The organism is Streptomyces rugosispiralis (genome assembly GCF_024505145.1).
Classification (GTDB): domain Bacteria; phylum Actinomycetota; class Actinomycetes; order Streptomycetales; family Streptomycetaceae; genus Streptomyces; species Streptomyces rugosispiralis.
Window position 1 is genome coordinate 1 of record NZ_JANIAA010000279.1, and the last position, 273, is coordinate 273.

At 67.4% G+C, this 273-nt stretch carries 1 protein-coding gene; it reads left to right on the forward strand.

Going from position 1 to position 273, the window contains the following annotated elements; genetic code table 11:
* The coding region (locus NP777_RS47445) for an acyltransferase domain-containing protein (RefSeq protein ID WP_256656411.1) at nt 1-273 on the forward strand (273 nt) is incomplete at both ends.

Consider the following 273-nt stretch of genomic DNA (forward strand, 5'->3'; position numbering starts at 1 on the left):
CGTGCGGTGTTGGTCTTCCCTGGTCAGGGGTCGCAGTGGGTGGGGATGGCGGCGGGGTTGTTGGAGTCGTCGCCGGTGTTCGCGGAGCGGGTGGGTGAGTGTGCGGTGGCGTTGGCGCCGTTCGTGGAGTGGTCGCTTGGCGATGTGTTGCGGGGTGGTGAGGGTGCTGCGGAGGTGTTGGAGCGGGTGGATGTGGTGCAGCCTGCGCTGTTCGCGGTGATGGTGTCGTTGGCGGAGTTGTGGCGTTCGTATGGGGTGGAGCCTGCTGCGGTG